The sequence below is a fragment of the Methylophaga sp. UBA4204 genome, from assembly GCF_002379485.1.
In the GTDB taxonomy this organism is placed as follows: Bacteria; Pseudomonadota; Gammaproteobacteria; order Nitrosococcales; family Methylophagaceae; genus Methylophaga.
The window spans coordinates 86,196-94,146 of sequence record NZ_DFTU01000037.1; the positions used below are offsets into that span (position 1 = coordinate 86,196).

The 7,951-nt window shown below is 45.1% G+C and carries 6 protein-coding genes; 1 reads left to right on the top strand and 5 read right to left on the bottom strand.

The window, feature by feature from the left end:
* Positions 1-26: 26 nt before the first annotated feature.
* The 5 genes from hrpA to yhbY all read right to left on the bottom strand — a co-directional run bounded on the left by hrpA (position 27) and on the right by yhbY (position 6,626).
* Positions 27-3,914: an ATP-dependent RNA helicase HrpA gene (hrpA, locus tag B3182_RS05505; protein ID WP_292356842.1), complete on the bottom strand. Its 3,888-nt coding sequence runs from the start codon at positions 3,912-3,914 to the stop codon at positions 27-29.
* Between the two features lie 145 nt (positions 3,915-4,059).
* Complete coding sequence (locus B3182_RS05510) at positions 4,060-5,019, bottom strand: DUF481 domain-containing protein (protein ID WP_292356840.1); 960 nt, start codon at positions 5,017-5,019, stop codon at positions 4,060-4,062.
* Positions 5,020-5,224: 205 nt separating this feature from the next.
* Positions 5,225-5,689: a pentapeptide repeat-containing protein gene (locus tag B3182_RS05515; RefSeq protein ID WP_292356838.1), complete on the bottom strand. Its 465-nt coding sequence runs from the start codon at positions 5,687-5,689 to the stop codon at positions 5,225-5,227.
* A 31-nt stretch (positions 5,690-5,720) separates the two neighbouring features.
* A complete protein-coding gene (locus tag B3182_RS05520) occupies positions 5,721-6,314 on the bottom strand; it encodes a nitroreductase family protein (RefSeq protein ID WP_292356836.1) in 594 nt (197 codons plus the stop codon).
* 18 nt (positions 6,315-6,332) lie between these two features.
* Positions 6,333-6,626, bottom strand: coding sequence for a ribosome assembly RNA-binding protein YhbY (gene yhbY / locus B3182_RS05525; RefSeq protein WP_292356834.1), 294 nt, complete (start codon positions 6,624-6,626; stop codon positions 6,333-6,335).
* A gap of 49 nt (positions 6,627-6,675) precedes the next feature.
* Here yhbY and B3182_RS05530 point away from each other — a divergent pair.
* Positions 6,676-7,951: THUMP domain-containing class I SAM-dependent RNA methyltransferase (locus B3182_RS05530; protein WP_292751885.1), on the top strand; the 1,276-nt coding region annotated here is incomplete at its 3' end.

The window sequence follows — 7,951 nt, forward strand, 5'->3', positions numbered from 1 at the left end:
TGAATGGGTGATGAAAGGTTAAAGATTTAACATTCTGCCCATTGCTTATCGAGACGTTTGGCTGATATGGCATAGGCAGTGCCAATTTCCTGGGCAAATACCGAGATACGAAATTCTTCAATCATCCAGCGATATTGTTGCATTGCTTCATTATCAGCACGTTTGATATTGGTCAGATAACGTTGCCAGTAGGGCTGGACTTCCATTTGCCGTTGACGATCTTTGGCTGGATCGGTTTTCAGTTTATCCAGACGCGCACCGATGGCCCGAAAATAGGCGGGTAACCGTTGTAAAGCCTCATCCGGCGTGTGATGCACAAATCCCTGATACAGCAGATAGTTTAATTGTTCACGGATGTCTTTAACTGCATGCATTGCAGCCAGAGGAATATTTCCAGACAACCGTTTGGCAATCGCATGATATTCACTTAATGGTTCGGCAATCAGTCTGGCAAGCTGATTAGCAATATTAATGAGTTCACTTCTACGTTGTTGTAAGCGTTGTTCAAACTGTTGTTTGTCTCGTGGCCAGTCCTGATCTTTCAGAAAGCACCGATCAAAGGCAACGGCTATCAAATCCTGTTTCAGCTGCTCGCATGGTGAAATCTGCTGGGTTTTGTTCTCTTCAAATGGCGCAGCTGGTACATTGGCATAATGCAGGCACATCTTCTGTATATCCGGCAGGTTTTTCTGCAGATATTTAACGTTATCTTTTTCAGCCAGCATAAATAGTCTTCTCAATCCTATAGCTGAGAATGATTTAGCTTGCTGCAAGGTATCCATCAGGGTCAGATCCACATGATCACCACGATCTACCAGGGCAGGATAGGCCGTCATTTCCAGGCCATTTTGCTGCATCACAATATGCTCCGGAAAAGCATCAAAGTCCCAGCCGGTCATCCCGGATTTTTCATATTCAGAATCGGGTAACTGACGGAAACTGGCAGCAGCCTCTTTTGACCAGTCCTGCTTTAACTGATTTAAATCACGATTTTCTGCCAGCAGTTCGCCTTGTTCATCAACCAGCTTAAAATTCATTTTCAGATACAGTGGCAGGTCTTCCTGCCGCCAATCATCTGCTTTGATTTCAACTCCTGTCATTTTACGTAATTGCTCAGTTAAAGCAGGTAACAATGCTCCTTCATAAGGCGTTAATGCTTTCAGGCATCGATCGGCGTAATCCGGCACAGGAATAAAATGACGGCGCAAGGATTTAGGCAGGCTTTTTAGCAGAAAAATCACCTTGTCACGTAATAAGCCTGGCACTAACCACTCATAACGTTCCGGATCACTTTGATTGAGCAGTGACAGCGGAATCGTCTGGGTAATACCATCATGTTGCTTGCCTGGCTCAAAATGATATTCAAGTGGCAACGGAACACGATTCACCAGCAACTGATCCGGATAACTATCGACCGTAACCTGATCAGCATTGTGCTGCATCAGAATTTCACGGCTCATAAACAAACACTGAGGGTCTTTCTTTTCTGCCTGTTTACGCCATTTTTCAAAGCCGTGGCCATTGATAATATCGTCAGGAATACGTTCATGATAAAAAGCAAACAGAGTGTCTTCATCTGCCAGCACATCACGTCGCCGTGATTTTTGCTCCAACAGTTCAATTTCATCAATCAGCTGGCGATTATGTTGGAAAAATTTGGCCTGACAGTTGAAATCACCATTGACCAGAGCTTCACGGATAAATATCTCGTTGGAAGTAGGGCGATCCAATGGTCCATAGTGAATTTTTCGACGGTTGACTATGGGTAATCCATAGAGACTGACACTTTCAAAAGCGACTACTTGAGCCGGTTTTTTCTCCCAGTGCGGATCGCTATATTGGCGTTTAACCAGATCTCCTGCAATGGGTTCAATCCATTCGGGTTCAATTTTGGCGACAATCCGGGCATAGAGTTGTCCAGTTTCCACCAGCTCGGCCGCCATGATCCATTTAGGACCTTTTTTATGTAATGCTGAGCCAGGAAAAATTTTCAGTTTCAGATTACGTGTGCCGGCATAACTATGCTGGTCAGCTTTCATGGCCACATTGCTTAACAGACCGCTGAGCAAGGCTTGATGAATGGATTGATACTCAGCGGGTTGCTGATTAGGTTTGAAGCCCATTTGTGTGGTTTGCACATGCAGTTGCTGATAAATATCATGCCATTCACGCAGACGCAGAAAAGACAGAAAGTTTTCTTTGCAGTATTTGCGAAATTTGTTCTGACTTAAGTGTTTCTGACGGTCATGATACAAATCCCATAGCTTAAGAAACGCTAAAAAATCTGATCGGTCGTCTTTGTATTTGCTATGTGCTTCATCTGCAGCCTGTTGTTTATCCATCGGACGTTCTCGTGGATCCTGAATACTCAGGGCACTGGCTATCACCAGCACTTCATTCAGACTGTTTTGATCATTTGCCGCCAGAATCATTCTGGCAATACGCGGATCAATTGGTAATTTGGCAAGCTGACGACCTGTTTCGGTTATTTGGCGTTTGCCATTTACAGCATTGAGTTCTTCCAACAACCGATAACCATCGTTGATCATCTTCGGTGGCGGGGGATTGATAAATGGAAATTTAGCCGGGTCGCCCAGTTTTAATGCGGTCATCTGCAAAATAACTGAGGCCAGATTGGTACGCAGAATTTCCGGATCGGTAAATGCCGGTCTGGCAGCAAAATCTTCTTCATCGTATAAACGAATACAAACCCCGGCGGCAACACGACCACAACGACCGGAACGCTGATTCGCACTCGATTGCGATATTTTCTCAATCGGTAAACGTTGCACTTTATTTCGTACACTGTAGCGACTGATACGCGCCAGACCGGGATCAACGACATAACGAATACCCGGTACGGTCAACGACGTTTCCGCTACATTGGTCGCCAGAATAATACGTCGCGGGCCACCGGTTTTAAACACACGGTTCTGCTCGCTGGCTGATTGTCGGGCAAATAATGGCAGAATTTCGGTATTGGGCGGATGATGTTTGCGAAGTGCTTCAGAGACATCACGGATATCGCGTTCACCCGAGAGGAATATCAGTACATCACCTGGCCCGACTCGACATAATTCATCTACTGCCTGAACGATACCGTCAACAAAATCCAGATCTTCACTGTCATCATCACGACTTAATAATGGACGATAGCGGATTTCAACAGGATAAGTGCGGCCACTGACTTCGATCACCGGTGCATTGTCAAAATGCTCAGAGAATCGTTGAGTATCAATAGTTGCCGAGGTGATGATCAGTTTCAGATCCGGGCGTTTCGGCAGCAGTTGTTTGAGATAACCCAATAGAAAATCAATATTCAGACTGCGTTCATGCGCTTCATCAATAATCAGCGTGTCATATTGATTCAGGTAGGGGTCGTTTTGCGTTTCAGCCAGCAAAATACCGTCTGTCATCAGTTTGATATAGCTTTTATCGGCTTTTACCTGATCATGAAACCGGACTTTATAACCAACCGCTTCACCGATTTGGGACTTTAGTTCTTCAGCAATACGTGTTGCAACAGTCCGGGCGGCAATACGTCGCGGCTGAGTATGACCAATCAGACCACCAACACCGCGACCCAGCTCAAGACATATTTGAGGTAACTGCGTGGTTTTACCGGAACCGGTTTCACCACAAAGAATAATGACCTGATGCTGCTGAATGGCTTTTGCGATATCTTCCTTTCTTTCAATAACGGGAAGATCAGCATTAAGGGAGGGCTTTGGAAGGTTGTTCAAACGAAACTGAAAGCGCTCATTTGAACGTTCAATCTGTTGCTGCAGATTCAGCCATTCGCTCTCATTGGCGGATTTATTCTGTAACTGCACTAATCGCCGACGCAGTTTGTGCTGGTCGGCGAGCATGGTATTTTTTACTTGAGTTTTAAGTTGTTGCTGTTGATTGTTCACTAATTTTCAATTTACTTGGAAGCTTCGAGCTTAATAATTTTCAGCGTCAGTATACAGAGTAGCATCTGAAAACGCGTAATCAGAACGGTTGAACTGTGTTCATTGCTTCCATTACTGGAGACGTATTAGGCTAAACAACGTAGCCTTAGAGACTCCATGACAGCGACAAAGTATATTTGAAATCGTTTTTACTAATTTCATCTTCGGTTTCAGAGTCATACTCATTGGTCATGCCGACTTTTAACGCTACGCCAGCACGTTCATCCAAGTCAAGAATCCAATCAAATGTGGTGACATTCCGGTAGGCATCGAAAGAATCGAAACTAGGATAAAACGTATTGGCTAAAGCTAAACGTTGCGCAGTATTAATGCGCCAGCGTGTTTCGAGACCTAACAAGCCTTCAGGGGTAAATTCTTCACGTTCACCACCAAACGTTCTGTTAAAACCCGCACCGGAACGTCCAACGAATAACCAATCATCAGTATTGGCAAATTCATAACCATAACCGGCGTTGGCATTGAGCCGATAATCATAATCCTTGAATTTATCGACATCCAATCGCCCACCAGCAAACATGAACCATGGTGTCTCAGGTTTCAACCAGTCGCGGTTAATTGAGGTAAAAAAGCTGTTGTCGGAAGTTTCCTCTTCAGACTTAGCATAATAATATGCCGTTCGGCTGTTAATCCGGGTTTTTTCGGTTGCCAGGTCAGCATTAAATGCAACATTAACCTGACTGTTATCAGATTTTCCACGGCTGCCCGCCAGCCCCAAATCAAAACGTCTTTCCCAGTTTGTTAACCAGCCGGTCCCCAGCAGGCCATTATCTTCCGGTTCAGCCTCAGCAAGGTCAGCCGGTTCAATAATGGGGGTGTCATCCGTTGGGGTCTGCTGAGCCAGAGCTTCATAATCTGTTTTGATTTCGGAAACTGTATTGGTGTTAATGATCATTTCACCAAGCAGCTGATGTTTAATAGTAAGGGATTCCTGATTACGTTCTAATAAATCACCTTGCAAACGATCACCGTTGGTCAGAATCAACGTAACGGGCGCAGCGTGAGATAAAACAGGTACCAACAAACAAACGAAGACGATTTTTTTCAAAAACAAAATAGGTTCCTATGGCTGAATTGTCCGCCATATACTAGCGATTACTGCGACGAATGTCAGGAGTAATTTACCGGGAATTTTTCTCTAAATATCGGGACTATTAACCTGGGCTCGATTTATCTTTTATCAGCAACATTAATTGAGGCTTATTACGACATCCTGAAAGAGATAATGCAGTAACTATGCTTTTCTTTCTAACCTAACAACCATCATTATTTACGCTACCATCAGGCATCGTGGTGTTGCAGAATTTAATCCCTCGATCATGAACGCCTTTCATTGATGCCCCGGTTAGGTCTGCGCCACTCATGTCTGAAAAAATCAAATGCGCACCATCAAGTTTGGCGTTTTTCAGATTGGCATCCATCAACTGGGCGTAATCCATTAGGGAATTACGCAGATCTGCCCCTTCAAGCTGTGCCCCCTGCATACGTGAATGAGTGAACCATGCCCCTTTTACATTGGCATTGGTAAGAATAATTCCTTTAAGATTGGCTTCACTCATATCAGCACCTTCCAGATCATGATCTTCAAGTGGTGCTTCACTTAAATTGCAATGGTGACATTGGTTTTGTTCCAGCAGTCTTTTCAAATAAATTTTATCGTATGCATAAGCGGCGCTACTGAATAAACTCAGGACTGTGATAATCACCATTGATTTCATTTTACTTACCTCAATTTCATTGTTATAAGTTTTAATCGGTCCAACGATTTTCAAAAAAATGTTCGTTTAAAGGACGTCGCTGTCTGGCTTTTAGTTCCCGTTCTAACACTTCAGCACTCAGCGTATCCAACGCAGCAGGATAACCAATAGCAATTACCGACCAAAGATTTACCGTGGTTGGTATGGCTAAAGCCTCTCGTAATTTATCAGCATCAAATCCACCCATCTGATGAGACATCAGACCGAATGCGGTTGATTGTAAACATAAATTAAGACTGGCGGCGCCAGTATCATATCCATTCCAACGGTTTTCGCTGCCGTTACGAGTGAAGTGGGGCAGTGATGCCGTCACGATCAATAACGGTGAATTTACCGCCCATTCCTGATTGCCCGGAGCAAGACAATCCAATGTTTTTTGCCAGCTTATTTCGTCTTTGAATTTGTTACAGATAATGTAACGCCATGGTGCTTCGCCATAGCAGGAGGGCGCCCATAAAGCTGCTTCACAAAGAGCCATGATGATGTCATCACTGACGGCCTGCGATGCATCATAAGCCTTGCCACTCCATCGCTCGGCAATAATCGAGGCAAGTTTCTGTTCAGTTTCAGCGGGTTTTTGTATCAAGATGAATTGTCCTTGTAATTAACCCGGCAACTGGATGACAGGCTTATCAGCCGGGCGATATAAACCACCAATATGACCGATTACCATGATTAAATCTGCACCGGTTTTTTTCGCAATCTCATCGAGCATTTGCTTTCGATCAGCTTTTTCCTGGCCGCTAACTCGGACTTTAATCAGCTCGTGATAGGCCAAAGCATTTTCAATTTCAGCCAGTACGTTTTCAGTAAGACCCGCGTTACCAATCATTACTACTGGCTTTAGCGGGTGAGCCAATCCTTTCAGATATCGGCGTTGTTTATCATTGACTGCCATGTGAAGAGCTACCTGTATTAAAATGCTGTGATTATATCAGGATAGTTTCATGACTAAACACAAGTTCACCGTCACCGCAGCACGGGGCATGTTGCCGTTGCTGGAAACCGAACTCAAACAAATCGGTATCAAACAGTACAAAACAGAGGCAGGTAGCATTCGTTTCACCGGAAGTCTAAAGGAAGCCTATCAGGTCTGTTTATGGTCACGCGTCGCGGTCAGAGTGCTAATGCCAATCGCTCACTTCACCGCCGAAACGACTGATCAGCTTTATAACGGGATTAAAGAGTTCGCCTGGGAAGAGCATATCGATGCTGAAGACACCACTCTGGCAATTGATTTCAATAGTTTTCGTTCGAAAATTCATCATACCCAGTTTGGTGCGCAGAAAGTTAAAGATGCCATCGTTGATCGACTGCGTGATTTATCGGGTAAAAGACCTTCCGTTGATTTGCATCAGCCGGATCTGCGGGTAAATGTCTACCTTAAACATAACCAGGCAATTGTCAGTATTGATTTATCCGGCGAAAGTTTGCATAAACGCGGCTATCGCGTCAGTCAGACGAATGCTCCGATAAAGGAACACCTGGCGGCAGCCATCTTATTGTCTGCTGAATGGCCAAAACTTGCCCGTGAAGGTTGGGCATTGCTGGATCCGATGTGTGGTAGTGGTACCTTTTTGATCGAAGCAGCATTGATGGCGGCCGATATTGCGCCAGGTTTACAGCGAGATTATTTTGGTTTTCTCTACTGGAAGCAGCATGACAAGGCTGCCTGGCAGCAATTAAAGGCGGATGCTGAAAGAAGACGCCTTAGTGGGCTGGCACGTTTGCCGATGATAATGGGCGGGGATCAGGATAAATCTGCCGTTGCGGCGGCCCAGGCCAATATAGAAGCCGCCGGACTGAGTGATCGTATTCAGGTTATCCATCGTGATCTGCAGAACTGGGCAACGGTCGCTCAAACCCTACCTGACGTTGGGCTAGTCGTTTCAAACCCGCCATATGGGCAACGTATTGGTGATGCCGCTTCGTTACATAATGTTTACGAAGCGCTTGGTGATTTAGTAAATCATCATCTACCGGCATGGCGAACGACCATTATTACTGACAACGCTCAGCTGGGTAAATTGACTGGCCTCAATCTATTTGACAGCAAGCCTTTTGACAATGGCCCGATTGCCTGTGAAGTCTTGTCATATCGCGCCCCCAAACCATTACGGCGTGATGCCAAACCGGTGCAGCAGGAAATGGCGGCATCCCCCTCACCGTGGGATAAAACACCGAAAACCAAAGCAAAGCCTGCTGTTAGTTCATCGGTGGTGG